We start from the raw sequence: 23617 nt of genomic DNA on the forward strand, positions 1-23617 counted from the left end.
GACCTTGTACTGGACGTACTCGGTTTTGCGCCCGGTGCGGCGAGAGTGCGTGCCAGGCGTCGCGGGGCAGGCGGGACTTTGACGACAGGGCCTAGAGGGCGGCTGCCTTCAGGATGCAGAACAGGGTGACCGCCGCGTTCCCGGAGGAGAAGGCGGAGGCGGCTGCCCCGGCGGCCGCCGCCCAGGCGGCCAGGCCCGCCGTGGTGAAGGCCGACGGCCAGGCGACGGCGGCGGGGGCCGGGGCCAGGAGGGCGGCCACCCGGCGGGGGACGGGGCCGGCGGCGGCGAAGCCCGCGAGGGTGGCCACCGGCGCGCCGCGCGTGATGAGGGCGGCCTTGGCGACGGCCCGGGCGGTGGTACGGCGGCTGCCGACGGACGACGCCGCTTCCTCGTCCGCCCACCGCTCGGTGGTGTAGGACAACGCCGTGCGCAGCGGGCGCAGGAACGGGTTCGCGCACGCGGCGAGGCGGGCGGTCAGCAGGAAGCGGTGGTGGCGTCCGGTGAGGTGGGCACGTTCATGGGCGAACAGGGCCCGCCGCTCCGGGGAGTCCAGTGCCGCCAGCATGCCCGTCGTGACCACGATCCGGCCGCGTCCGCCCGGAAGCGCGTACGCGTACGGGGTGTCGTCGGGCAGCACCGCCACGGGGGCGGCGGGGAGTCCGGCCAGGGCCTTCGCGGCCCGCCGGCGGATCAGGCGGTGCTTGACGGCCACCCGGGTGCACGCGGCGAGCACCACGAGCAGCGCGGGGATGGCGACCGTGCCGGCGACCTCGTCGTAGGGCACGGCGGCGCGCACCTCGGGGTCCGACCAGCCGTCCGGCAGCGGGTTCCCGGGCAGTTGGGCGGTGCCGACGACCATCAGGAGGACCAGGCACAGCGTGCTGCACACGGCGAGCACCACGGCGACGGCGGACAGCAGCCAGGTGGCGGCGCGCGGATGCAGGTGCTGCGCCGCCAGGCGGGCGATCGGCCAGGCGGTGAGGGGCAGCACGAGCGGCAGGAAGACGAAGACCCCCATGCCGGTCAGGCTTCGCCCTCGTCGGCCGTCTGCGCCAGCAGTTCGCGCAGGAGCCGTTCGTCCCCGGCCGTGAGGCCGGTGACGAAGCTGGCCAGTACGGCCTCGCGGTCGGACTCGCCGTCGAGGACCTTGCGCATCCGCAGCGCGGCGAGCCCGGCCTCGTTCGCGACGGGCACCCACTCGAAGGACCGCCCGGCGCGCTCGCGCGCGACCGCGCCCTTGGCGTGCAGCCGGGTCAGGATGGTCATCACGGTCGTGTAGGCGAGGTCGCCCGCCACGCTCTCCTGGACCCACGCCGCCGTGACGGGACCGGGCGCCTTGCCGAGGGCAGCCAGGACCTGGGACTCCAGCTCACCGTGGCCGCGCCGACGGGCATGCTCCTCGCCCCCGGCCTTGTGCTGGCCTCTCATACCCGCTGCCTCCCGACCGTGAACCCCGCACGCCGTCACGGCGCCGCCCCATCGTACTGACCCCCGACGGAGCCGGACGCTTCTGCGCGCTCTGGGGGCCGGGCCTGCCCGACGTGTTCCGGCGCCTCTCCCGGGGCTCCACCGGCCGCTCCTGGCCGCCCCGCCGGGAGGCGTCGGCGGGGACGGAAATTCGGTGGCAGGGCCGGGCGGCCGATGGTGAGGATCACGGTATGAGCTACTTCCTGAAGACCGACCGGCTCGCCCTGCGCCCGTTCGGGGTCGCCGACGCCGACGATCTGGTCGCCCTGGACGGCGATCCCGAGGTCATGCGGTTCATCAACGGCGGTCGCCCCACCAGCCGACGGACGGTCGAGACGCGGGTCCTGCCGCGGCTCCTGGACGTCTACCCCTGCTGGGGCACACAGGCCTACTGGGCTGCTGACGAGGAGGCGACCGGGACCTTCCTCGGCTGGTTCGAGTTCCGGCCGCTGGAGCGGGACAGCTCCGCCGTGGTCGAGCTCGGGTACCGGCTGAACCGGGCGGCGTGGGGGCGCGGCTTCGCCACCGAGGGGGCGCGGGCCCTGATCGACAAGGGGTTCACCGAGCTGGGGGTCGAGCGGGTCACGGCGAACACGATGGCCGTCAATGCCGCTTCCCGGCGGGTGATGGAGAAGTCCGGCCTGTCGTTCGTCCGGCACTTCACCGGGGACTGGCCGGAGGCGATCGAGGGTTCCGAGCACGGCGAGGTCGAGTACGAGCTCACGCGGGCCGCGTGGGAACTTTCGCGGTAGGAACGGCCCGGGGCGTGCGTCGGCGCCCCGGCTACCGGGGGGGCGGCGAACCGTCAAGGAGCAGCCCGAGGTTGACCCGGGCGCCTGCCGACGCCGGTGCAGCCGGCTGCGGGGCATGCGACGGAGCGTCGAGGCGGTCGGCGGCGGGCTGCGGGTGCGGAGCCCGCCCGGAGGCCCACCGTGCGCACCGTGTACTGCCCGTGTGCATCCTGATCGCCGAGGACAACGCCCGGCGGACGCGCGGTGGGGACGCGTTCGGCGCGGCGGGCGTCATGGGCGGGGGTCGGGAAAACCCGTCGACAGGTGGGGCCGGAGTGGGCTGGGGTGGTCTGGACCACTCGTCGCCCGTCGTCGTGCGGGCCGGAACCCGGAGCCGCCCGTGAGCAGTGCCGACAGCAGGCCCTCCATCGATGCCGCGCTGGTGCGCCGGCTCCTCGATGCGCAGTTCCCGCAGTGGGCCGGGCTGCCACTGGAGCGGGTCGAGCCGGGCGGGTCCGACCATGTGATCCACCGTCTCGGCGGCGAGCTGTCGGTGCGGCTGCCGCGTCACCGGGACGCCGTCGGGCAGGCGGCCGCGGAGCTGCGGTGGCTGCCCCGGCTCGCGCCGCTGCTGCCGCTGGCGGTGCCGGTGCCGGTCGCGGTGGGCGAGCCGGGAGCCGGGTACCCCTGGCCTTGGGCGGTGTCGCGCTGGATCGACGGGGAGACGGCGACGGCGGAGGGGCTCGGTGATTCGCTTCCGGCCGCCCGGGCGCTCGCGGGATTCCTGACGTCGCTGGCGGCCTGCCCGGCGGACGGCGGGGGCAAGGTGCGCACGCCGCTGGCGGAGCGGGACGCCGAGACCCGGGCGGCCATCACCGCGCTGGCGGGGGTGTTCGACGCCGGGGCGATGACCGCGGTGTGGGACGCCGCCCTCGCGGCTCCGGCGTGGGGGCGGGCCCCGGTGTGGTGTCACGGCGACCTGCACACCGGGAACCTGCTGACCACCGGGGGGCGGCTGAGCGCGGTCATCGACTTCGGCGAACTCGGCCTCGGCGATCCGGCCTGCGACCTCACGATCGCCTTCACCCTGATGTCGGTCCGCGGCCGGGCCGCGTTCCGCGCGGCGCTGGGGGTCGACGAGGACACCTGGACGCGGGGGCGGGGCTGGGCCCTGGCGACGGGCCTGAACGCCCATGTCTCGTACGCCGCCGCCAGCCCCCGCATCGCCGCGCAGACCACCCGCCAGATCACTGCGGCGCTGGCGGGCTGACGAGCTCGGCGTTCGCCCTGCCGGCGGCGCCCGCCCACCCCGCGACGGTCCCCCTCTGCAGGGTGCCGGCGGCACCGGCCCACGCCATCGGCGTGCCGATCAGCCGCAGCACGGTCCTGCGGCTGATCGACGCAATTCCCGAGCCGAAGGTTCCCGCCCCGCGAGTGGTCGGGCGTCGACAAGTAAGCCACCCGCAGAGGCTGGAACTCCGGCCCCGTCCTCGTGGACGTCGAGACCCGCTGTCCGGTCGAGCTGCTGCCCGACCGGAGTCGCCTTCGGGCGGATCGACGTATGGGTCGACAACGCGGGCTACGGCTACCTCGCTGCCCTCGAGGAGGCCCGCATCGTGAACGTCTCCTCCTCGGCGGCCTGGTCGGCTTCGGCGCCACCGCGGGCGCACGACGCGCGAGCACCCTGGCCCCTTACAACCACCAGCCCGGGAATCCGGCACGTGCCGCGCAGGCCGTCATCGACGCAGCCACGACCGAACAACCCCCTTCAAGATCCTCGTCAAGAGCTGGTCGTCTCCTCGGCCGTCACGGCCGCCCGGAGGACTCCGGCGACGCCGGGCCGGACTTCACGGGGGCGTCGGACCTGGAGTCGGATGCGCGTGCGGAGTCGGCGGGGTGCGAGCAGCGGGGCGATGTGTGTCAGGGCGATGTCCGACACCGTGGTCACGACGTCGCCGGGGTGTGCTGTCGCGCTCACGGTGAGGGTGATGGCCAGGCGCATCGTGTGCCGGCGGCCCGTGAGGCGGCAGCGGGCGCGCATCACTCCCGGTACGGCGGCGCAGCCGGCTCGGACGGCTTGGCGGACGGCCCGGCTGTCGAGCACGCAGTGGGGGGCGGGGAGGGCCAGGCGGCGTCGGGCCGGTCGCGGGATCTGCGCGGTGGCCAGGAAGAACGACGCGGCGAGACCGACGGCGCCTGCTGCGAGGAGCAGGCGGTGATCCGCTTGCTCCAGGTGCCGCAGGGCGGCCGTGAGGACGTTCTCCTCGCCCCACCGGGTGGCGGCCGCGCCTGCGGCGATGAGGGCGAGCCCGGTCAGAGTGAGCGCCGCCCGGTTGGCCACGGTGCGGCTACGCATCCTCGTCCTCCCGGGCCGGTCGCCGGGTGGAGGCGGTGTGCGGGTCCCGGGCCGGGCGCAGCACGAGCCGTACTTTCGGTGTGCGGTGCAGTGTCAGGTTGCGGAGGGTGCGCTCGATGGCGGTGGTGGTCGCCGTGCGGACGTCGCGGGGTGTGCCGTGGGCCGTTTCGGTGCGGACGGTGAGCTTGCGGCGGGTGAAGCGGACCGTGCGGACCCGTAGTCCGGGCACCTCGGTGAGGGCTGCCCGGACCAGGCGTGCGGCGTGCCGGCGGCTGATGACCGCCTGGACCGGCCGGGGGCACGCCAGGGACAGCAGGCGGCGGTGGCCCGGGGTGAGCGCCAGGAGGATCAGCCATGCCCCGGCAGCGGCGGCCGCCCAGGCCACCGGGCGCAGAAGGGACCGTCCGCCGGACACCGTCAGCCACTGGCGTACCTGTTCCCAGGGCGGGGCGGCGGTGCCGGCGGGCAGGTGCTCGTGCAGGACGGTCCACGTCGTCAGCGCGGACAGGAGCGCCGCGGCGAGGGCCACACCCGTGCCGACGGCGCGCCGTGAGGACCACCGCCTGCCGTCCGAGACCGGCTGCCGCTTTGGGGTGTCCGGTCGGGGGCTGGGGGTGAGCGGGCGAAGTGTGCGGATCCGCAGGTGTGCGGGCGCGAGGGCCAGCCCGGTCAGATGGCGGGTGCGGCTGGTCAGGTGGTCGTGGAGGTGGACCATCCGGCCTGTGTCGGGCGGGGCGGATACGGGCAGGTCCAGCTCCACGGTCACCTCGACCCGGCCGCCGCGCGTGGTGGCCGCCGACCTCAGGACGCGCCCGCCCGCGGGGAGGGTGGCTTCGGTGGCCGCCTGCCGGGCGATCTTGGCCGCCACCCGGTCGGTGACGGTGGTGACGCCCCGCTCGCCGGGGCTCACCGCTGCCTGCGCTCGGTGATGAGCAGGTCGCGCAGGTCTCCGCCGCGCTCGGTGTAGCGGCCGGCCGCGTACCCGATCCCGCCGAGGGCGGCGACCAGGAGGAAGGCCCCGAAGCCTCCGAACCAGCCGGCGAACCCCAGTGCCATCCCGACCAGCAGCCCCAGGACGTCCCTGCTCATGTCTGTCGCCTTCCTTCCCTCATCGACGGTGTCCGCGCGCTCACGTGGTGTGGGCCGCTCACGCCACCCGTGCCTCGGTGGTGTCGTCCTCGTCGTCGCCGGGCAGGTGGACGTCGGTGACGGCGATGTTGACCTCCACGACCTCCAGGCCGGTGATCCGCTCCACCGCGGAGATCACGTTCTCCCGGACGTCGCGGGCCACGTCCGGGACCGGGACGCCGTACTCCACGACCAGTTCCACATCGATGGCGGCCTGGCGCTCGCCGACCTCGACCTTCACGCCGCGGCCGACGTTCGGGCGCCCGCCGGGCACCCGGTCGCGTACCGCGCCCAGCGTCCGGGACAGACCGCCCCCCATGTCGTGCACGCCCGGGATCTCTCGTGCCGCCCTCCCGGCGATCTTGACGACGACGGTGTCCGCGATCGAAGTCCGGCCGCGCGTACCGCCGGGCTCGTCGACCTGCGTGCGCCGCGCGCCGGGCACGGGACCGTCGGCGTGGTCCGGGCGGATCGGGGTCTTCTGCTGAGGTGCCGTCATGACTGCTCCTTCGACGGGTCGGTGGGGGCTTGCACTCCTTTGACACCGTCGATGCGTCATCCGTTACGGACCTTTTGTCGTGAACGGGTGAACAACAGTACGGATTCGAGTGGCGTAACGAACGCAGGGCAGGCGGTGTCAAAGCAGTGGAGGCTGGAAGGAGCCCGCGTTGAACGCTCGGTGGGGCCCGGACGACGATGAGGAGACCGCCGAAGCCGGCGACCGGCTGTTGGCGGTGCGGGCCGCGGAGGGAGACGAGGAGGCGTTCGAGGTGCTGGTCCACCGCCACTCCCCGGCCATGCTGCAGCTCGCCGAACGCCTGATGGGCGGCCGGGCCGAAGCCGAGGACGCCGTCCAGGACGCCTTCGTCAGCGCGTGGCGCAGCCTGCCCGAGTACCGGGGCGAGGCCGGGTTCGGCACGTGGCTGTACCGCATCGTCACCAACCGGTGCCTGAACCTGCTGCGGGCCCGAAGGCCCGCCGCCGACCTGGACACGGTCGCCGAACCGGCCGCACCGGAGCACCAGTCCTCGCCTGCCCGCGCCGCCGAGTCGAACGCCGCCGTACGTGACCTCGCTCAGGCCATGGGTGGTCTGTCCGCGGAGCAGAAGGTCTGCTGGATGCTGCGGGAGATCGAGGGACAGTCGTACGAGACGATCGCCCAGGCGGTGGGCATCCGGCCCGAAGCGGTCCGCGCACGCGTGTTCCGGGCCCGGCGCATGCTGACGGAGGCGATGACCGCATGGCGATGAACACCCCCCACCCCCACGACGACCCCGACCCCAACCCCGACCCCGACCACGACCACGACCACGACCACGACGACCTCGAACTCCTCGCCTGCGGCAGGGACCTGGCCACCGTGTGGGAAAACGCCGACCGGCCCGGCACCGACCCGCACGCCGCGGCCTGCCCCTACTGCCGCCGAGCCGGCGAAGACCTCGAACGTCTGCGGGCCGCCGTGCTTCCCCCGGCCACCACACCACCCGCCGCCGACATCGACACCACCGCCGTGGTGCGACGTGTCATGGACGCGGTCCGCCTGGAACTGCGGCCCGGCCGCAACCTCCCGCTCGGCGAGGTCGGCGAGGACAGCTGGATCTACGAGTCCGTCGCCGCCCGCACCCTGCGCGCCGCCGCCGAACAGGTACCCGGCGTGCTCGCCGGAAGCTGCCGCATCATCCCGCCCGGCAGCCGCACCCACCCCACACGTGGCCCGTCCACCGTCCACCTCGCCATCACCGTCGCTTACGGACACGACCTCCCCAGCACCACCCGCGCGGTGCGCGAAAGCCTGATCCGTGCCGCCCGCCAGCACCTCGGCCTGGCCCTCGGCGACCTCGACGTCACCGTCACCGATCTCCACGAACCCCCCACCCAGCCACGGAAGACCAGACCGTGAACCACGATCGTGCCAAGGCCCTCACCCAACAGGTCACCGACGCCGTCCTCGCCGTCCCCGGCGTCGCCTGCCTGCGCCCCGGCCTGCGCTCCCTGCTGCACACCGCCGCCGCACGGCAGCCGTCCGCCGTCGACCGCCCCGATCCGGGCACCGCGCTGCGCATCACGTTCGACTCCGGGGGCCGGGTCGCCGCCCTGCGCATCGATGTCGTCGTCCGCGCACGGCACCAGGCCGCCCACACCGCCGGCGAAGTGCGGGCGGCGGCCGCCGAAGCGGCCGCCGTGCCCCCCGGAGCCGTGCGGGTCACCGTCACCGGCATCGTGTGACCGGGTCAGGCCGTTCCACCGGAGCCGGCGGGTGCGGTCACAGGGGCGTCGGGCAGGTGAGGATCAGCCACAAGGCAAGCGACCACACGCAAGCCGCGGCCCCCAGCAGCCGAAGGCGCCGGACCCGCTCCGGCCCCACCGGATCCGACCCCGGCCGGACTGCCGTGACGCACCCCGCTCCGCCCTCCGCAGGAGGGGACGGGCACGCCGGGCGAGGCGTGACACCTTGCCTCAGGGCGGGCACCCCGTGGGCGGCCCCTCGAGGTACCGGACGCCGGACGTCTTCCGTCCGCTGCCGGTCGCAGCCCGCGCCCCGCACCGCGGCACCGATCTGGGCCACCGCGCCGTGTTGGGCCAGACCGGCCAGGAATCGCCGGTAGGCCTCCTTGCGGCTGCCCCGGGGCGCCGAACGGCCGCGTTCCCAGGACCGCACCGTCGCCGGTGTCACCCCGAACGCGGTCGCGACCTGCCGGGTCGACAGACCCCACCGCTCCCGCAGCCTGCGCCGCTCGTCAGGCTCGGGCAGGTCACCGGGCCGACGCCGCGGCGCCCGAGCCGCGGGGAAGGCGGCCTGATGGGGGATCATCTGCTGATGCGCTGTTGTCATACCGGTGTGACAATCCGTGCGCACCGGCCGTGACGCGAGGCCACGAACGATCACCCGAACGTCGCAGCGGCACCGTCGTCTGTGCGCCATCGCCCGGCTCACCAAGGTCGGCAAGGCTGCCCACCGGGTGGGCGGAACCGTACGGGTGACAGCCCGTCCAGGAGGCCCCGCGTGCGGGCTCGCGTACGGAAAACCGCCGACATGCTCAAGATCACCGTGTCCCGGACTCTGTTCGCCGCAGCGCTGCTCGGCCTCTGCCTCACGACGACCGCGGCCACGTCAGCCACTGCACGGACCACCGCGGCGGCAGCCGGGCCCACCGTGCCGGCCGTGCCGGCCGGGTTCTCTCTGGAGGGCGTGTGGAAGGAGCCCATCGCCCGGGACCGTCCCGGCATCACCCACTACACCCAGGCGCTGACCTTCCACGAGACCACCTTCGAGCAGGTCCCGGGATTCCAGTGCAACCAGAGCGTGTGTCCTGCGGTCAAGCTCGGCGTCAACCAGGGCACCTACACCCTGGACCGCCGCCAGAACACCATCAACCTCCACGGCAACCTCAGCAACCTCACCGGCAACGTCAAGAACACCGACACCATCGAGATCGACGGTCACACCCTCCACCGCGCCGAGCTCTGACACCCCTCACCCCGGAGCCGCGCACCTGTCGGAGCGGCCCACCACCGTCGCGAGCCCGTCGCGCCGTTCGACGGGCGAGTCGACGTCTTCCGGGGTGGTCCAGCCTGAGAGCGCGCTCCCGAACGGGGTGAAGTTCCTCAACCCCGCGTGCGGTGTGCACGAACGCTGCCCGCAGCGTCCTCGGCTTCTCACTCGCCGGTGCGCGCGCTCGTGCCCGCGAGCGGAATCGCCTGCCCGCTCACCCGCACGCGGGGGTCCGTGGTGGAGGCCTCGACGCGGAGCAGGCTGGGCCGGCCGAGGTCCTCGCCCTGGCGGATGGTGAAGGTGCCGGCGGGCGGGAGGGCGCCGAGGGTGCGCAGGTAGCCGCCGAAGGCGGCGGCCGCGGCTCCGGTGGCCGGATCCTCGACGATGCCGCCGATCGGGAAGGGGTCCCGGGCGTGGAAGAGGTCCGGGGTCTCGCGCCAGACCAGTTGGAGCGTGGTCCAGCCGTGACGGTGCATCACCTCGGCCAGGGCGTCGAAGTCGTAGTCGAGGGCCGCGAGGCGCTCGCGGGTTGCCACGGCCAGGACCAAGTGCTCGTTCCCGCCGAAGGCGACGTGCGGGGGAAGTCCGGTGTCGAGGTCTTCGGGGGACCAGTGCAGGGCCTGGAGGGAGGCGTTCACCTCCTCGTCGAGCGCCGGCCGGGAGTGGGTGGGGACGCTGGTGAGCGTCGCCGTCACGGAGCCTTCAGGATCGGCGGAGGTGTCCAGGGCGATCTCGCCCACCGGCGTGTCGAAGACGAGCGGGCCGGGACCGAACCGCTCGGCCAGGGCCACCGCGGTGGCGACGGTCGCGTGGCCGCAGAAGGCGACCTCGGCGAGCGGGCTGAAGTAGCGCAGCCGGAACCGGCGCTCCGCGTAGTCCGCGGCGATGACGAAAGCGGTCTCGGAGTAGCCGACTTCGGCGGCGATCGCGAGCATGGCGGCATCGTCCAGTGCCGCCGCGTCCGGTACGACACCGGCCGGGTTGCCGCCGGCGGGGTCGGTGGTGAAGGCGGTGTAGCGCAGGACTTCGGGGTGCGTCGTCAGGTTCATGTCCCCACTGTCACATCGTGCAGCCATCTCTACAAACGATGGCTGATGATGGGGGTCATCGGTGTATGCGATGGCAGGGGTTATCGTCGACGGCATGGACACCAGACTTCTGCGTACCTTCACCACGGTTGCCCGGACCGGGAGCCTGACGGGCGCCGCGGAGCGCCTGCACCTCGTCCAGTCCACCGTCACCGCCCAGGTGCAGACGCTGGAGAAGGAGCTCGGCCTGAGCCTGTTCGACCGGCTGCCACGCGGGGTGGTGCTCACCAGCGCCGGGCGTGAAGTACTGGAGCAGGCCGAGGCGGTGCTGGAGGCCGAGTCCCGGCTGCGGGCGGTTGCCGCCTCGGCCGGTGGAACGGGTGGTCAGGTGACCGGACGCGTGGTGCTCGCGGCCGGCGAGACGCTGGTCTCCGCCCGGCTGCCCGGAGCCGTCGCCGCGCTCCGGCGCAGCCACCCCGGGATCGAAGTGGACCTGCGCACGATGGGGACGGCGGACGCCGTCGCCGCGCTTCGCACCGGCGAGCTGGACCTGGCCCTGCTGCTGGAGGACGAGGCCTCATTCGGTGACGTCGCCTGCACGCCGCTGGCCCGCGAACCGCTGGTCCTCGTCTGCGCCCCCGAGCACCCCGCCGCCCGCAGAGCCCCGGATGCGCCCATCGACTGGGCGGAGCTGGCCCGCGAGGACTACTTCCTGCACGAGCAGGGCTGCTCGTACAGCGACCTCTTCATCGAGCGGCTGCTCACCGCGGCCGAAGGCACACCGCCCCGCATCACACGCTTCGGCAGCCTGGAGGTCGCCAGGTCCTGCGTCGCCGCGGGCCTCGGCCTCAGCCTGCTGGCCCGCGCCAATGTCGCGGACGCGCTCGCAGCGGGCCGCCTGACGCAGGTGCCCGGCCCGCGGTTCCCCGACGTCACCGTCCAACTGGCCCGCCACCGCAGGCGCTGGCTCTCCCCGGCAGCGGCCGCACTGACCACGGAACTGCCGCACCACTTCCCCCACTGAACGACGGTGCCCCGGCGGCCGTGTGCCGGGTCCACGGGTGGGGGGAGCGAACGCTCGGTGACCGGCCGCCTCTCGCATGCCAGCCCGACAAGGATCGACCGTGAGGGATTCCGGATGAGTGCCTTCCGGGGTCGCTCGGGCGAACGCCTCAAGTGAAAGCCGGTTGACGCCGTCGAGATCGGCGGGATTCCCTGACCCCGTGACCGACCACACCACACCACTGCGCATCGCACGGGTGACGGACGAGGCCTCTCTCCGGGACTGGCGCCACGTCCACAACCTGATCATCCCGCCGGACGCCCTCACTCTCGACGAGGTGCGCGAACGGGCCGGGCGCCACCTCTTGGACGTCGCGTACCTCGGCGACGTCCCGATCGGCTGCACGACCGTGCGCCGGCCCACCCCGGACGCCCCGGCGGTGGCCACCGTGATCACCCGGATCCTGCCCGCCCACCGGGGGCAGGGCCTCGGCACCGCGCTCTACGCCCACGCCCTCCTACACGCGCAGGCCCTTGTCCCCAGCCCGGACACGTTCGAGACCATCGTCCTGGCCTCGAACGAGGACGGTCTGCGCTTCGCCCTCTCGCGCGGGTACACGGAGTGCGACCGCTACACCTTGGACGGCGCCACGGTTCCCTACGTCCACCTGCGCGTACGGGCCGGGGCTGCGGCGGGGGCGACGGACGGGTGAGACCCGCCGCCAACCGGCCCTTGCCACGGACGCAGACGCGGACGCAGACGGGCACCGGGGCACGATCAGCGGGACGGCCCGGCCGGTGCTGAGGCGGCGGCCGCATTCGGCCCGTTTCCACTGCGTGGCGTTAGCGGAAGAATTCGAACACGTGTTTCTATTGAAGGGTGAGCCCACCGTTCCGCTTCCCAGAGGACCTGATCGCCCTCCAAAGGGCCTGGCAGCAGACCTACACCGAACTCGCCCAGACTCCCGTCGGGGCCAGCACGACCGCGCTACGGCGCCGGCTGATCGCCCTCTCGGCACACCTGTGCACCCACCCTTACTGGACCGCCTCCACCAGCCGACGGGCCGGCGCCGCCGACCTCGACCGCGCCGCCCGCACCCCCACCGGTTCGGCCCACGCAGACAAGGCCACGGCATGAGCCGTCCCACCGACGCCGCACCCCCACGGCCCGCGCTGGTCTCGACCGGACCATGCGCCCGGTGCCGCCGACCCACGACGCGCTACGGAGCGGGTGCGAGCCCCCTGTGCCCGGCATGCCGGCAAACCCGCGCAGAGCGGCTCGCGCGCTCCTGACCGTGACCACCCCCTCGTCACCCGCAGCGATCACGCTCCTGTTGCCGGACGGGCAAGAGCGTCGGACTTACCCACGCACCGCAACCCGGCCGGAGCCTGGTCGACTACTGGGCCCAGCGGTCCGGCCCCTGAAAGCTGACAGCCTCCGTGGTGGACACAATCGCCGCGGAATACGCAGGCAAGGTCACCGTGGCGAAGCTCGACGTCGATGAGAACACTGCCACGCCCACCGAGTACGGCGTCCACGAGACCCCCACGTTCATCCTCTTCAAGAACGGCAAGGCGCAAGCCACCAAGGCCGGAATGCTCAACAAGTCCCAGCTCAAGGCCTTCCTGGACGCCCATCTCTAACCGCCCGCCCAAGCGATGTCGGAGTACGCTTTCACGGGTAAGCCGACCAGTGGGGTGCGCCATACCCGCCCTGGCCTGCCTCCTCGCACCGGCCGGCTGACCTCCCCACCTTGATCCGACTTCGGTGGCGCGGAGGCCGTGGCCGCGTGGGGAGTTCCCCTTCAACACCCAACTGCCGCTGCAGCCGCCACCATCGGGGGCCGCGCCGTCAGCCCCCACACCGCCGTACATCAGGCAGGAGCGGGTGGGCACAAGCGCGTCATGTTGTTCTCCTTCCTCACCCTCCTGCCCCTCGGCCTCGCGGTGATCCTGACGGCCGCCGACGACCCCGACCGCCACGCCCGGCACGCCCGCCACCGCAGCCATCGCGCGACCCGCCCTTCGGTGGCGCGTAGCCGCCCATGACCTGCGGCTCAGGTTGACTTCGTGCGTGCCGGTCGACACCAGCGGTGAGGATGGCGGCGCCCGCGGAACAGGGCACGTGATGCGGGACCGGCATACCTGTCGTGGGGCGGCGCCCAGTGGGTAGGCGCCGGGCGAAGCCGGCCTATGCGTCGGCACGACGGGCGCCGGGAGGCAGTCATGGCCGCACATGTTCCAGATCCGCAATCGCGTAAGTCGCTGCACCCCAGCCAGGGGGTGCCGCCCGGCGAAACGCCGCCAGGCGAGTCGAGCACCGGCTCCGGCGCGGGTCCGTACCGTCCCCTCACCCGCGGCTGGGCCAAGGGCCCCCTCCTGCTGATCTGCCTGGTGGCCTTGGCCTGCGCCCTCTTCTTCCTCGCCTACGCCATCATGCTGAACGTCTGAGCGGGGCCCGCAGGGCACCGGGTGGCGAGAAATCGGTCGCATGGGACACATCGCAACGATAGGCGTCTACGGTTTCACCGCTGGCGCCTTCCTCGAGGAGCTCGTCCGTGGAGGCGCGGGACTGCTGCGCGATCTGCGCCAGCGCCGCGGAGTCCGGGGCGCCGACGACGGAGCTGCGTCTGCTCCAGTACCGGGAGGACGACCGCCAGGGCGTCGGGAAACGGAACCGCATCGTGCTGGTGACCGAGTACGTCGAACGCCACACCCGTGAAATCCTCGACCGGTTCGACCTCGGCGCGCTCGTGGCCGAGCACCCGAGCAGCTCGGTGACAGCTCTCTTCTGCGTCGAGCGCGATCCCCAGGCTTGCCACCGCTCCCCCGTTGCCGAGCGCCCGCGCACAGAACGAACAGCTGCGCCTGCGCGGCCTTGAGGCCTCACCGGGATGACGGTTCACGAGCGGGACCAGCAAGGGCAGAAGCGCTGGCGACACGTCGGCGCGCAGTATCGGATTCCCGCACAGCCAGCCGCAACGAGGCGACCACAGCCGCCCTCACATACCCCGCACGCCGGGCCCGGTCCGGGCGGGACATCCCGGTCACCGGATCCGGGGCAGCCGTACTGCCTGCCAGCCCTGCCCTGCCCTGCCCTGCCCTGCCATGCCCTCCGTCACGGACCGCACCCGAGCCAGACGGTCTCCACAGCCCGCCGCGAGATGGTTACCGCGTGGCGGTTCGAGGAGTCACCCGCAGCGCCCGCCGGCGCCGCGCGCCGCGCAGTCAGTTGTTCAGAGGCGTTCGGCATCGGTGAGGCGCATGTCGATGCAGCCGGCGGTGCCGCCGCCGTTGAAGTGGCGCCCGGTTCCCTCACCGCGCCCACCGCTGAGTGCACCGGCATCTGGTGGACGGTCCGGTCGTAGGGCATGGCGTCACTCCTGTCCGGGGTGGGTGACCGGGTGTGCGGGGGCCCGGTGCGGGTGGGTTCACCTCACCGCTCGAAATACCCCCGGGGGTACTCGTGCTAGGCTCGAAAATATACCCCCGGGGGTAAATGTCAGCCGAAAGGAGCATCGTGTTCTTCATCGACACCATCGACACCGAGGGCCTGGGAAACCGCAGCTACCTGGCGGGCGGCGCGGCGGCGGCCGTGGCCGTGGACCCGCCCCGCGACATCGACCGGGTCCTGGAGGCGGCGGCCGCGCGGGGCGTGCGCATCTCTCACGTGGTGGAGACGCACGTCCACAACGACTACGTCACCGGCGGCCTGGACCTCGCCCGGCTCACCGGCGCCGCCTACCTCGTGCCCGCCGCGGCCCGCGTCGCCTTCGCCCGGACTCCGGTCGCCGACGGCGACGTGGTGGCCGTGGACGAGGGGATCGCCCTGCGGGCGATGGCCACGCCCGGACACACCCCGCACCACACTTCCTACGTCCTCGAGGACCGGGGCGAGGCGGCCGCCGTCTTCACCGGCGGGTCACTGCTGATCGGCTCGGTCGGCCGCCCCGACCTGGTCGAGCCGAGACTGACCGAACGCCTGGCGCGCGCCCAGCACGCGTCCGCGCGCAGGCTGGCCGCCGAGCTCCCGGACGCCACGCCGGTGCTGCCCACGCACGGCTTCGGCAGCTTCTGCTCCTCCTCCCAGTCCGAGGGCGGCTCCACCACCATCGGCGAGGAGAAGGGCCGCAACGCGGCCTTGGTCGAGGACGTCGACTCCTTCGTCGCCACCCTGCTCGCCGGCCTGGACGACGTACCCGCCTACTACGCGCACATGGGCCCGGCCAATGCCGCAGGCCCCGCGCAGCTCGACCTGACCGCGCCCGCGCGGACCGACGCCGCCGGGATCGCCGAGCGCCTGGCCGCCGGGGAGTGGGTGGTGGACCTGCGCAACCGGATCGCGTTCGCCGAGGGCCACGTCGCCGGTTCGCTCAACTTCGAGGCGGAGGGCAAGATCGCCACCTACCTCGCCTGGATGATCCCCTGGGGCAAGCCCGTCACCCTCCTCGCCGAATCCCCCGGGCAGCTCGCCGCCGCCCAGCGCGAACTGGCCCGCGTCGGCATCGACCGCCCCGCCGCCGCCGCGACCGGCGGCGTCCACGAGTGGCTGCCCGCCGGCGGCGCCCCGAGCTCCTTCCCCCGCGCCACCTTCGCCGACCTCGCCGCCCGGCGGCCCGTCCCGGACGTGGTCCTCGACGTACGCCGGGACTCAGAACGGGCCGCGGGCTGGATCGAGGGCTCCGTGCACATCCCCGTCCACGACCTGCACCGCCGTCTGGCCGACGTACCGGCCGGCCGGGTGTGGGTGCACTGCGCGGGCGGAATGCGGGCGGCCATCGCCGCCTCCCTGCTGGACGCCGCGGGCCGCGACGTCGTCGCCGTGGACGACTCCTTCGACGCCGCGGCCGCCGCCGCCGGGCTGGACCTCACCGCCGGCCCGGCTGCACCCGCCCCAGCCGCCCCCTGAACCACGACCGCCCCGCTCCGCCCGAGAACCGGAAGGAACCCGGATGCCCCTCTTCCACCGCAGGCTCACCCGCCTCACCCCCGACCAGGCCCACCGGCGCACCGCCGACGGCGCCGTCCTCCTCGACGTGCGCGAGCGGGCCGAGTGGGACGCCGGCCACGCTCCCGGCGCCGTACACGCACCCCTCTCCGCGCTGGCCGGTGGAGCCCCTCTGCCGACCGCGGCCCAGGGGCGTCCGCTGGTGGTGATCTGCCGCTCAGGGCACCGCTCCCGACAGGCCGCCGCGATCCTCTCCAAGCGCGGGGCGCAGGCCGTCGACGTCAAGGGCGGCATGAGCGCCTGGGCGTCGGGCGGGCTGCCGGTCGTCGACGCGCGGGGCAGCCGCGGCCGGATAGCGTGAGCGCCCTCGTCCTCGCCCTCGCGGCCGGCGCTCTCGTCGGCCTGGCTCTCGGAGCGCTCGGGGGCGGCGGCAGCGTCCTGGCCGTTCCCGCACTGATCTACCTCCTCGGCTTCACCCCGGCCGCGGCCACGACCGCCTCGCTGATCATCGTCACCGCGACCTCCATGACCGGCCTCTACACCCACGCCACCTCGGGGAACGTCCGGTGGAAGACCGGCGCGCTGTTCGCGGCGGCCGGCATCCTGCCCGCGATGGCCGCGGGCGCCGTGGCCGACCGCCTGCCCCCGGCGCTGCTCACCGCGGCGTTCGCCGTGGTCGCGGCCGCCGCGGCCGCCAGGATGCTCCGGCCCTCCGGACCCGACCGGGCGCCGGCTCCCGTGAGGCCCGCGCGGGCCGCCGGCGCCGGGGCCGGACTGGGCGCGATCACCGGCTTCCTCGGCGTCGGCGGCGGGTTCCTCGCCGTCCCCGCCCTCGTCTCCGTCCTCGGACTGCGCATGCGCGCCGCCGTGGGCACCAGCCTCCTGGTCATCACCGTCAACTCCGTGGCCGCGCTCGCCGCACGCGGCGGCACCCACAGCCCCCTCGACTGGGCGGTGATCGCCCCCTTCGCCGGGGCCTCGGTACTCGGAGCCTGGGACGGAAGGCGCCTCGCCGCCAAGGTCTCCGGTCCCGTCCTCCAGCGGATCTTCGCCGTCGCGCTCCTGGGCGTCGCCGCGCTCATGCTCGTCGACTCGCTCCGCTGACCCGCCCGCCCCCACCCGTCACCCCTCACGTGCGAGGTGCCCGACCGCGCCTCGGAGAAGAAGAACGGAACGCCGCCCCATGAACACCCCCCGCGCCCTCGACCCCGACCAGGCCCGCTCCCGCCTCCACGAGCTGACCGTCCTGGACGTCCGCACGCCCGGCGAGTACGCCACCGGCCACCTTCCGGGCGCCCTCAACATCCCGCTCGACCACCTCGGGCGGGCGCTCTCCGACATCCGCGCCGCCGCCCGGCGCGGCGAGCTCCTCGTCGTCTGCGCCTCCGGCGCGCGCTCGTTGAGCGCCTGTCGCAGCCTCGCCGCCCACGGCATCGCCACCGCCACCCTCACAGGCGGTACGGCGGCCTGGACAGCCGGCGGCCACGCCCTCCACCGCCCCGAGGGCGCCCGGCGCCCGACCTGGGACATGGAACGCCAGGTCCGCCTCTCCGCCGGCGCCGTGGTCCTGACCGGCCTCGCGCTGGGCCGGCTGCGCCCTTCCTTCCGCCTCGCCTCCGCCGGCGTCGCCGGCGGCCTGGTCTACTCCGCGCTCACCAACACCTGCGGAATGGCGGCCCTGCTCGCCCGGCTCCCCCACAACCGCCCCCACCGGGGCGACCTCGACACCGCCCTCTCCGCACTCCGGGCAGCCTGACCCCCGGACCCGATACCCCCTGGGGTACCCTGGAAGGAGAACACCAGGATCAGGAGGCAACCGGTGAAAGTCGACGACGACGCAGTCAGCTCTGTCCTCAACCGGCTGCGCCGCGCCCAGGGTCAGCTCGCAGGCGTCATCGCCATGATCGAGGCCGGACGCGACTGCAAGGACGTCGTGACCCAGCTCGCCGCCGTGTCCAAGGCCCTGGACCGCGCCGGCTTCAAAATCGTCGCCAGCGGCATGCGCCAGTGCATGACCGAAGCCGACCCGGACCAGGCCCCCATGACCGAGGCGGAACTCGAGAAGCTCTTCCTCGCCCTCGCCTGACGCCCGCCGCGGCCACCCACCTCACCGCGTTCCGGGACCAGGCCGTGACCGCGTACGGCAGCTTCGGCGACTTCCTCACCGACGGCCTCGGCCTGAGCGCATCCGATCTCACGAAGCTCCGCCCCCGTTCTCCGTTCTTCGGGAAACGGGGGCTTCGCACCGGGACGCAGGGTGGGGCAGGACGCGCGTCACCGGCGGGGTCGACCCCCGTCTTTCCCGTCAGTCCGCCGGCTCCGCGGCGGCTGCCGGTCGCACGGACCTCGGGCGCCGCCTTGCCCTCGTGCGTCTGGCCGACGCCCTGGGCACCAGCGTCGAGGACCTGGCCGGCCGTGGCTCGGCTCAGGCCGGGGACGGGCACAGCCGCCCCCTGCGCGGCGCGGTGTGCGTCCTCGACGAGCGGGAGTGTCGTCGGCTGCTGTGCATGCGGGGCATCGGACGGGTCGCCGTCTCCACCCCGCCGTCTCCACTCCGCCGGTCCGGCCGTACACCCGGTGAACCACCTCGTGGCCGACCCGGGACGCTGCCGGCCAGCGCCGCCGGCCACTGGATGAAGCTCACGCCGGTGCGGCTGACCGGTCGCCGGGTGGTGAGCAGATGACCGGCCCGGGACGGGCCCTGACGGCCCGCCGAGGCGGCCGGCGCCCCCGGCGTCGAGGCGGGCCGGTCCATCCCGGACTGCCGCAACCCGGAACGGCGGACTGGGGCGGGGTCCTCACCCACGGGCACGCGGGCGCGCCGCCGCTGCCCGGGCGACGGCCGGTGCTGGTGTATTCACCGGGCGGCGGGGACTCACGCACGCTCGGCACGACCCTCGCCGAGGACCTGGCGAGCCACGGCCGGGTGGTCGTCCTCGTCGACCACCCCGGCGACGCTTCCCAGGTGGAACTGCCGACCGGACTGCGGACGACCGTCTTGTTCGGGCCACCGGACCCGGCAACCTTCCGCACGATGGTGGACACCCGGATCGCGGACCTCCGGCTCGTCCTGGACCGGCTCGGCCAGCCGCTGTTGCTGTTCCGCACCGACGGGTTCGACGGCACCGCCCGGATCGAATCGTCCTGGGCGGGACTTCCCGGCCTCCGCGTGCTGCTCCCCGACTCGAACCACTGGGCCTTCACCGACTACGGCACGCTCGTCCCTCGACTCCAGGCTTCCGGTCTCGTGACGGCGACGGCGCGAAACGCGCTCGTCGGCACCGGCGACCCCGCGGTGACACGCGCCGAGGTACGGCGCCGGGTGGGGACCTTCTTCTCCCGTCACCTGTCGTAACGGGACTACGAGACGGGCCGTGACCGCCCGCCGGGCAGTGCCTCCGCTCCGGATCACCTTGCCGGCCGGATGAAGACGGCGGCGAGGTGCAGTCCGGCGAGGCGGACGGTGGCGGCCTCGCCGTGGCGAGTGGCCAGGCTGCGCCGCGGAACGACGGCCCGGATTCCGCGCCGTCGCAGAGGCTGGTGAACCACGCGGGACGAACCGCCCTACGCCCGGCGGGCCTTGGACCGGCCGACCCGGGTCTCCAGCAGCACCCCCACCAGCTCTGCCTCGCCGGCTCCGGCGAGCAGCCGCTTGGGCACGATCATCAGGCCTGCCTTCCAGCCGAGGCGGCCTGTCACGACGTACACCCGCTCCGTCTCGTGGACGCGGTACATGCTGCGCCACGGCACCCGCACGAGCTCGACACCGCCGCGGACGACGACGAAGCCGGCGGCGTCGATGGTGGCCTGCTTCTCTCCCTTGGCCTGGTCGGCACGGAACGCGCGGCCGGTGAGCAGCGGGGGGAGGAACAGGCCGAGCACCCCGTAGACCACGGCGAGGGTCAGCAGACCGCCGTTGACCGGGCCGCCGTCGGGCAGGGGCCTCAGGCCCAGGGCCGCCATCAGCACGGCAGCCGCCAGGATGAGCCACCTGACACGCCGGAACGTCCCCGTCGCCGCAACCGCCTCGTCGAACTCCTCCCGCGTAAGGGTCCCGCTGAAGGTGACGGTTGCCTGTCGTATGTCGTCCACGAGCGCGGATCCTACCGTTGGCCCGGCACCGAAGAGGCCGTCGCCCGCACCCCCGGATGGCAGCCCCACCGTCCCACCGGTGCACCGCGAACGGTCGCGGCGCAACGCGGCTGCCAGAGGCCGGCGCGGCTTCTCCGCAGCGGGATTGCGGGGCTTGCCCATACCCGTGCCAGCGCGCGGATCCTGGATCGTGCAGGGTGCGAACTCGCAGGTCGGAAAGGTGGGTGCCGACCAACCGGGGGGATGTGAGCCCTGCCGCCCTCAGCGCGCCATTCGCGGGCAGTCCTCGTCGGCGGCGGCGTCGCCCAGGACCAGCCACACGGCGTCGAGACGTAACCAGTGCGCGGCGCCTCCGGGGCGGCCGGCGTCAGCCCCTGGGAGCGCCGGCGCCGCCATCGTCACCGAGGTGGACGTGGTCGGCCAACGGTGTGTGCGGGTGTGCGGGTCGTCCAGAAGGGCGCCGGAGGCAGCGCGGGCACGGGGAACGCCCGCCGGGGCACCGGGCCACCAGGCCCTGGGCGGCACCACCAAGGACGTCACCGAGCGGTGGATCAAGGTGTCCACCGCCAGGCCCGGAGCCGACGGAACCGACAGCGCCGCAGCCGAGACCGGCAGCGCCGGTCGCCCAGGCTCCTCCGGCGAGGGTGTCGCGGGCAAGCTGTACCGGCCCACCCCGGGATGGGCCGACGACTCAGGCGACGGGAGCCCGCCCCGCAGCGGGCGGGGCCGGCGCATCCGTGCCGAACCCCGTGGACGGCACCTCCTGGGCGTTCGGTGCGGGCTGCAGCGGCGGACGAGGCGACGGCGACGGCGGCCGCGGCGGATGCTTCGACAACAGCGCCGGCGCAGCCTCCGACCGGTGCTCAGACGGCCAAGGCGGTTTCGGCAGCCAAGCCGCCGGCGTCACGGCCTGGGCCTCTGCGGTATCAGCCCTTGTGGCCGTGCCGTACGTCCAGGCAGAGAGCCCAGACGTCGGAGTAGCTGCCCGCGGAGGGGGAACCGCCGCTGTGGGTGGCTGCCGTCCAGTACGACGGGTTCGCGGTCCCATCGGCCGCCGGGGTGCCGGCGGCGTCGCTGGGGAAGCTGCCGTTCAGGTGGGGGCCGCCGGAGGTGGCCTTGCTGAAGTCGGTGGTGGTCACGTTCCCGCCGCTGACCGCGGCGCCCCCGCTGATCAGCTGACCGTCGCCGCGCGTGCAGCCGGCCGTCGCCGTCTGGCCCGTGGAGGCCGTGTTCGGGCCGCTGACCTCGGTGAAGCGGACCGTCGTGGAAACGTGCTTGAGGTCGATGTCGTCCGTGCTGCAGATCGCGTAGGCATAGGTCATGTTGTCCGCGCCGCGGCCGCCGCCGATCCCGCCGACCGCCGTCCACGCATCGGGGTCGCGCTCACCGTCACCCGCCGCGATCGCGCCGAAGTGGTGGTCGGCGTCGTTGAAGGTGGGGAAGCTGGCGATCGGCTTGAGACTGCCGACGCTGGCCGGGGTGGTGCGGGCCCCGCCGCCGATGAGGACCGTGCCCGCCGGGCACGTCGCCGTGACGAGCTTGGACGACAGCCCGCTGGAGGGCCCCTGGGCCTTGTTCATGACGACCTGGGTGTGGCGGATCAGGTTGCTGCTCAGGCAGATCGCGTACGGGGTGGTGGAGAAAGCGTCGCTGCTGCGGCTCCCGCTCCCGCCGAACGCCATCCAGTGCGCTGCGTCGGTTCCGACGACCCCGGCCGTGTCGACGTACTCGGCGGCGCCGTCGGCGCTGGGCACCATGCCCATCACGTGGTTGCCGTTGGACATCTCGTCGCTGCCGATCGCCTGGTCGGCCCCGCCTCCGGAGACGAGCCCGTCCGGACAGTCGGCGTGGGAGGAGACTCCGGTGAAGGGGGTCGGGGGGCCCATGGTGGGGCCGGGGCTGACGACGGTGACGTCGGCGGTCTTGGCGTGCGCGGTACCCGGCACCGCGATGGTCAGCAGGGCGGTCAGGAAGAGGGCCTTGCCTGCGGCGGTGGCCCGCCGGGTCTTCATGCTCATGGGAGTCTCTCTCGTGTGTTCGTGCGCGTGGTCGCTTGCGGTCCGGCTGTCGTCCGGTCGGCGTCCGCTCTGCGTCCGGTCGCCGGCAACGGCTGCCTCAGATGCCGTCGTTGGCGCACAGGGCCCAGGCGTCGGTGTAGGTGCCGGGAGAGGACTGGCCACCGGTGTGGGCGGAGGCCGTCCAGTACGCCGCCGTGGTGGTTCCGTCACTGACCGCGGCACCGCCGGAGGTGCTGGGGAAGGCTCCGTTGAGGTGGTCGCCGGTCGAGGCCGGACCGGTGAAGTCGGTGGTGGTCACGCTGCCCCCGCTGATCGCGGCGCCGCCGCTGACCAGGTTCCCGTCACCCTGGCCACAGCCGGCCGTCGCCGTCTGGCCGGTGCTCCCGGTGGTCGGGCCGCTGACTTCGGTGTGGCGGACCTTCACCGTGGTGCCGCTGATGCCGATACCGCTTCCGCTGCAGATCGCGTAGGCGTAGGTGTGATCGGCGCTGTTGGCGCCCGAGTCCCAGCCGACCGCCGACCAGGAGTCGGGGTTGGTCTCTCCGTCCGCCGCGGCCTTCGCGCCGAAGGAGTGCGCGGAGTTGTTGAAGGTGGGGAAGCTCGCGATCGTCTTGAAGCTTCCGGTGTTGCCCGGGGTGGTGCGGGCCCCGCCACCGAGCAGGCGGGTGTTGGCCGGGCACGTCGCCGTGACGAGTCCCTTGGTCGCGCCGGCCGTCGGGGTGTTGGCCTTGTTCATCACGACCTGGGTGTGGTTGATCAGGTTGCTGGTGATGCACATCGCGTAAGGGGTGGTGGAGAAGGAGGCGTTGACCTGGCCTCCACTTCCACCGATGCCGAGCCAGTGCGTCACGTCGGTGCCGACGACGCCGGTGGAACCGGTGAATTCGGTGGTGCCGTCGGAGCTGGGCGAGGTCCCGTTGACGTGGTTGCCGTTCACGCTGGAACCGGTACCGATGGCCTGGTTGATCCCACCGCCTGAGATCAGGCCGCTGGAACAGTCCCCGTGGCTCGATACCTCGGAGTTGGCGGATGCGGGACCGCTGGTGGCACCCGGGGTCTTCACCGTCACGCTCACGCTGTTGGCGTAGGCGGCGCCCGGTACGGCCAGGGCCAGAACGGCACCGAGGAAGATCGCTCTGCCTGCGGCGAAGCGGCGTATGAGTCCTGCGTTCATGTAGGCCTTCCCATCTGATGGGTGATAGGCGGAGGGCGCTGCGCGGAGGTGGGCTCCGCCGGGGGCGGCGCGGGCGCCAGGGGCGGCACGGAACGGAAGACGCGCACGGGCATCGTCGGTGCGGAGTTGCCACGGCATCGCGACGGCTGCCCGCCTCGCGGATGTAAGCCGCTCGGTGGG

At 73.6% G+C, this 23617-nt stretch carries 31 protein-coding genes; 20 read left to right on the forward strand and 11 right to left on the reverse strand.

All coding sequences use genetic code 11. The annotated features are described in order from the left end of the window. Positions 1-91: 91 nt before the first annotated feature. The gene (locus ACFVXK_RS00005) at positions 92-1018 is read right to left on the reverse strand and encodes a M56 family metallopeptidase (protein ID WP_389608775.1); all 927 of its coding nucleotides are present in this window, start codon (positions 1016-1018) and stop codon (positions 92-94) included. A 5-nt stretch (positions 1019-1023) separates the two neighbouring features. Continuing rightward, positions 1024-1428, reverse strand: a complete 405-nt coding sequence (locus ACFVXK_RS00010; protein WP_389608777.1) for a BlaI/MecI/CopY family transcriptional regulator — start codon at positions 1426-1428, stop codon at positions 1024-1026. Between the two features lie 230 nt (positions 1429-1658). Between ACFVXK_RS00010 and ACFVXK_RS00015 the strand changes: the two genes are divergently transcribed. Beyond that, a complete protein-coding gene (locus ACFVXK_RS00015; RefSeq protein WP_389608779.1) occupies positions 1659-2219 on the forward strand; it encodes a GNAT family N-acetyltransferase in 561 nt (186 codons plus the stop codon). A gap of 379 nt (positions 2220-2598) precedes the next feature. Next, on the forward strand, positions 2599-3468 hold the full coding sequence (locus ACFVXK_RS00020; RefSeq protein ID WP_389608781.1) for an aminoglycoside phosphotransferase family protein: 870 nt from the start codon (positions 2599-2601) through the stop codon (positions 3466-3468). 510 nt (positions 3469-3978) lie between these two features. Here the strand turns inward: ACFVXK_RS00020 and ACFVXK_RS00025 are convergent. Genes ACFVXK_RS00025 through ACFVXK_RS00040 form a run of 4 tightly spaced genes read right to left on the reverse strand, consistent with a single transcriptional unit; the run spans position 3979 to position 6181 of the window. Beyond that, positions 3979-4554 carry a hypothetical protein gene (locus ACFVXK_RS00025; protein ID WP_389608783.1) on the reverse strand — a complete coding sequence of 192 codons (576 nt, stop codon included), beginning with the start codon at positions 4552-4554 and terminating at the stop codon, positions 3979-3981. After that, positions 4547-5464: a DUF6286 domain-containing Asp23/Gls24 family envelope stress response protein gene (locus ACFVXK_RS00030; RefSeq protein ID WP_389608785.1), complete on the reverse strand. Its 918-nt coding sequence runs from the start codon at positions 5462-5464 to the stop codon at positions 4547-4549. The genes ACFVXK_RS00025 and ACFVXK_RS00030 overlap by 8 nt, the downstream gene beginning before the upstream one ends. Continuing rightward, positions 5461-5643, reverse strand: coding sequence for a hypothetical protein (locus ACFVXK_RS00035; protein ID WP_389608787.1), 183 nt, complete (start codon positions 5641-5643; stop codon positions 5461-5463). The genes ACFVXK_RS00030 and ACFVXK_RS00035 overlap by 4 nt, the downstream gene beginning before the upstream one ends. Positions 5644-5701: 58 nt before the next feature. Beyond that, on the reverse strand, positions 5702-6181 hold the full coding sequence (locus tag ACFVXK_RS00040; protein WP_389608789.1) for an Asp23/Gls24 family envelope stress response protein: 480 nt from the start codon (positions 6179-6181) through the stop codon (positions 5702-5704). A gap of 169 nt (positions 6182-6350) precedes the next feature. On the opposite strand from ACFVXK_RS00040, the gene ACFVXK_RS00045 reads away from it, so the two are divergent. The 3 genes from ACFVXK_RS00045 to ACFVXK_RS00055 are packed head-to-tail and all read left to right on the forward strand — an operon-like array spanning position 6351 to position 7908. Next, positions 6351-6932 (forward strand): RNA polymerase sigma factor, encoded by a 582-nt coding sequence (locus ACFVXK_RS00045; protein WP_389608791.1) that lies wholly within the window; start codon positions 6351-6353, stop codon positions 6930-6932. Next, positions 6923-7582 (forward strand): Asp23/Gls24 family envelope stress response protein, encoded by a 660-nt coding sequence (locus ACFVXK_RS00050; protein WP_389608793.1) that lies wholly within the window; start codon positions 6923-6925, stop codon positions 7580-7582. The genes ACFVXK_RS00045 and ACFVXK_RS00050 overlap by 10 nt, the downstream gene beginning before the upstream one ends. Beyond that, entirely contained in the window at positions 7579-7908 is a 330-nt protein-coding gene (locus ACFVXK_RS00055) for a hypothetical protein (RefSeq protein ID WP_389608795.1), read from the forward strand. Before ACFVXK_RS00050 ends, ACFVXK_RS00055 begins: the two co-directional genes overlap by 4 nt. Positions 7909-7945: 37 nt before the next feature. Here ACFVXK_RS00055 and ACFVXK_RS00060 read toward each other — a convergent pair whose 3' ends face one another. Further along, a complete protein-coding gene (locus ACFVXK_RS00060) occupies positions 7946-8605 on the reverse strand; it encodes a helix-turn-helix domain-containing protein (protein ID WP_389608797.1) in 660 nt (219 codons plus the stop codon). A 111-nt stretch (positions 8606-8716) separates the two neighbouring features. On the opposite strand from ACFVXK_RS00060, the gene ACFVXK_RS00065 reads away from it, so the two are divergent. Then, positions 8717-9151 (forward strand): hypothetical protein, encoded by a 435-nt coding sequence (locus tag ACFVXK_RS00065; RefSeq protein ID WP_389608798.1) that lies wholly within the window; start codon positions 8717-8719, stop codon positions 9149-9151. A gap of 188 nt (positions 9152-9339) precedes the next feature. Here ACFVXK_RS00065 and ACFVXK_RS00070 read toward each other — a convergent pair whose 3' ends face one another. Beyond that, positions 9340-10224 (reverse strand): PhzF family phenazine biosynthesis isomerase, encoded by an 885-nt coding sequence (locus tag ACFVXK_RS00070; RefSeq protein ID WP_389608799.1) that lies wholly within the window; start codon positions 10222-10224, stop codon positions 9340-9342. 94 nt (positions 10225-10318) lie between these two features. Between ACFVXK_RS00070 and ACFVXK_RS00075 the strand changes: the two genes are divergently transcribed. From ACFVXK_RS00075 to ACFVXK_RS00140, 14 genes are all read left to right on the forward strand, one after another. Next, positions 10319-11227, forward strand: coding sequence for a LysR family transcriptional regulator (locus ACFVXK_RS00075; RefSeq protein WP_389608801.1), 909 nt, complete (start codon positions 10319-10321; stop codon positions 11225-11227). Between the two features lie 199 nt (positions 11228-11426). Beyond that, positions 11427-11918 (forward strand): GNAT family N-acetyltransferase, encoded by a 492-nt coding sequence (locus tag ACFVXK_RS00080; RefSeq protein WP_389608802.1) that lies wholly within the window; start codon positions 11427-11429, stop codon positions 11916-11918. 167 nt (positions 11919-12085) lie between these two features. After that, positions 12086-12343, forward strand: coding sequence for a hypothetical protein (locus ACFVXK_RS00085; protein WP_389608804.1), 258 nt, complete (start codon positions 12086-12088; stop codon positions 12341-12343). A gap of 302 nt (positions 12344-12645) precedes the next feature. Next, positions 12646-12849: a thioredoxin family protein gene (locus ACFVXK_RS00090; RefSeq protein WP_389608805.1), complete on the forward strand. Its 204-nt coding sequence runs from the start codon at positions 12646-12648 to the stop codon at positions 12847-12849. Between the two features lie 261 nt (positions 12850-13110). Beyond that, positions 13111-13254 (forward strand): hypothetical protein, encoded by a 144-nt coding sequence (locus ACFVXK_RS00095; RefSeq protein WP_389608807.1) that lies wholly within the window; start codon positions 13111-13113, stop codon positions 13252-13254. 177 nt (positions 13255-13431) lie between these two features. Further along, positions 13432-13656 (forward strand): DUF6480 family protein, encoded by a 225-nt coding sequence (locus ACFVXK_RS00100; protein WP_389608809.1) that lies wholly within the window; start codon positions 13432-13434, stop codon positions 13654-13656. A 107-nt stretch (positions 13657-13763) separates the two neighbouring features. Next, a complete protein-coding gene (locus ACFVXK_RS00105; RefSeq protein WP_389608810.1) occupies positions 13764-14087 on the forward strand; it encodes a hypothetical protein in 324 nt (107 codons plus the stop codon). A 638-nt stretch (positions 14088-14725) separates the two neighbouring features. After that, positions 14726-16114: a rhodanese-like domain-containing protein gene (locus ACFVXK_RS00110; RefSeq protein ID WP_389608812.1), complete on the forward strand. Its 1389-nt coding sequence runs from the start codon at positions 14726-14728 to the stop codon at positions 16112-16114. A 43-nt stretch (positions 16115-16157) separates the two neighbouring features. Continuing rightward, complete coding sequence (locus ACFVXK_RS00115; protein WP_389608813.1) at positions 16158-16514, forward strand: rhodanese-like domain-containing protein; 357 nt, start codon at positions 16158-16160, stop codon at positions 16512-16514. After that, positions 16511-17257 (forward strand): sulfite exporter TauE/SafE family protein, encoded by a 747-nt coding sequence (locus tag ACFVXK_RS00120; RefSeq protein WP_389608815.1) that lies wholly within the window; start codon positions 16511-16513, stop codon positions 17255-17257. Before ACFVXK_RS00115 ends, ACFVXK_RS00120 begins: the two co-directional genes overlap by 4 nt. Positions 17258-17336: 79 nt before the next feature. Then, positions 17337-17909 (forward strand): rhodanese-like domain-containing protein, encoded by a 573-nt coding sequence (locus ACFVXK_RS00125; protein ID WP_389608817.1) that lies wholly within the window; start codon positions 17337-17339, stop codon positions 17907-17909. A 63-nt stretch (positions 17910-17972) separates the two neighbouring features. Beyond that, on the forward strand, positions 17973-18239 hold the full coding sequence (locus tag ACFVXK_RS00130; RefSeq protein ID WP_389608819.1) for a metal-sensitive transcriptional regulator: 267 nt from the start codon (positions 17973-17975) through the stop codon (positions 18237-18239). Positions 18240-18519: 280 nt separating this feature from the next. After that, positions 18520-18837 (forward strand): hypothetical protein, encoded by a 318-nt coding sequence (locus ACFVXK_RS00135; RefSeq protein ID WP_389608821.1) that lies wholly within the window; start codon positions 18520-18522, stop codon positions 18835-18837. A 161-nt stretch (positions 18838-18998) separates the two neighbouring features. Continuing rightward, on the forward strand, positions 18999-19508 hold the full coding sequence (locus tag ACFVXK_RS00140) for a hypothetical protein (RefSeq protein WP_389608823.1): 510 nt from the start codon (positions 18999-19001) through the stop codon (positions 19506-19508). 209 nt (positions 19509-19717) lie between these two features. Here the strand turns inward: ACFVXK_RS00140 and ACFVXK_RS00145 are convergent, their stop codons facing one another. From ACFVXK_RS00145 to ACFVXK_RS00155, 3 genes are all read right to left on the reverse strand, one after another. Continuing rightward, positions 19718-20245 (reverse strand): YcxB family protein, encoded by a 528-nt coding sequence (locus ACFVXK_RS00145; protein ID WP_389608825.1) that lies wholly within the window; start codon positions 20243-20245, stop codon positions 19718-19720. A 926-nt stretch (positions 20246-21171) separates the two neighbouring features. Beyond that, entirely contained in the window at positions 21172-22263 is a 1092-nt protein-coding gene (locus ACFVXK_RS00150; RefSeq protein ID WP_389608826.1) for a hypothetical protein, read from the reverse strand. Between the two features lie 97 nt (positions 22264-22360). Beyond that, positions 22361-23437 carry a hypothetical protein gene (locus ACFVXK_RS00155; protein ID WP_389608828.1) on the reverse strand — a complete coding sequence of 359 codons (1077 nt, stop codon included), beginning with the start codon at positions 23435-23437 and terminating at the stop codon, positions 22361-22363. Positions 23438-23617: the final 180 nt, after the last annotated feature.

Origin of the sequence: Streptomyces sp. NPDC058157 (genome assembly GCF_042884105.1) — a bacterium.
Taxonomy (GTDB): Bacteria; Actinomycetota; Actinomycetes; order Streptomycetales; family Streptomycetaceae; genus Streptomyces.